Source organism: Bartonella sp. AU15XJBT (assembly GCF_028618615.1).
GTDB lineage: Bacteria > Pseudomonadota > Alphaproteobacteria > Rhizobiales > Rhizobiaceae > Bartonella.
This window is the reverse complement of record NZ_JAQITG010000106.1, coordinates 1-1,072: the sequence shown is the minus strand read 5'-3', so window position 1 is coordinate 1,072 and position 1,072 is coordinate 1. Positions and strand designations below refer to the sequence as shown.

Here is a 1,072-nt window from a genome sequence, read left to right as displayed (position 1 = left end):
TATCTCAATAAAGGCAGCAAAGTTTATATCGAGGGGCGACTACAAACTCGTAAATGGCAAGATAAAAACGGTATTGAACGATATACAACAGAAGTCATATTGCCTCAGTACAAAGGCGAGTTAAAGCTTTTAGATGGCAAAAATGATGATGATCAAGAGCAGTCATCTGCTTATGACAGAAGCATTTATAGACCTCTTGATACACCCCATACCGTTATGAATGATGATGTTCCTTTTTAAGGTGGTGTGTGGATGAAATTAGCAGGATGGTATGTACATCATCATCTTCTGATACAAAATCAGATGCTGCTATTAAATCATAGTAACGTCTCTTTGACTATTTTTGAGTTGGCAGTACTTATTGTCATTGCGGCGTTATTCTTTTTATCCCTTGTGTTGTTTTTTGAGGATAAAATACAGGAAAGCATACTAACTATGATTATAGCTCTTTCTTCATTGGTGTGGTTATTTAGTTTGTATCATGTACCAAGTTCAACAAATTGCTAACTTCTTTCTTGAAAAGGGACATAAAGAAGATATCCCAATTTCTCCTATGAAGCTTATTAAGCTGGTGTATCTTGCATATGGGTGGATGTTAGCAGCTACAGGTAAGCGTCTCTTTCCTGATCTTATAGAAGCATGGCAGCATGGTCCCATGATACCGGCTCTTTATCATGAGTTTAAAGATTGGGGAAGGCGTTTTATCGATTGCTATTCGCGTATGGTGGATTTAGAGACCGGAGAGGTTTTTATCCCTAAAATTCATAAAAATTCAACTGATAAATATACCCTTAAATTACTAGAGATCGTTTGGAATGCTTATAAAAATTTTTCATCTTCTTACTTGTGTAATGAAACTTATAAGGACGGAACGTCATGGAAGAAAGTATATAATGGGCGGTTGGGTGTGAAGTTAAAAGACCATGACATCAGAAAATACTTCACAAAAAAAATTAATGGACATTTGAAAGCAACAAAGAAAGTAGAGGGGATAAGTGAAAAGAAACAAGAGGGGACGCCCTAAAATCATAGGGCAAATAAGAGAAGCCAATGGGCGTATATCACGTGCAAA

At 36.5% G+C, this 1,072-nt stretch carries 2 protein-coding genes; both read left to right on the top strand.

Going from position 1 to position 1,072, the window contains the following annotated elements; translation table 11 throughout:
• A partial coding sequence (locus PVV57_RS10375; RefSeq protein WP_273784056.1) for a single-stranded DNA-binding protein occupies positions 1-240 on the top strand: 240 nt, incomplete at its 5' end.
• A gap of 241 nt (positions 241-481) precedes the next feature.
• Positions 482-1,024, top strand: a complete 543-nt coding sequence (locus tag PVV57_RS10370; protein WP_273784054.1) for a Panacea domain-containing protein — start codon at positions 482-484, stop codon at positions 1,022-1,024.
• Positions 1,025-1,072: the final 48 nt, after the last annotated feature.

Excerpts from the sequence above, each read along its gene's own strand:
- PVV57_RS10370 (WP_273784054.1), top strand. The coding sequence starts at position 482 with ATGTACCAAGTTCAACAAATTGCTAACTTCTTTCTTGAAAAGGGACAT.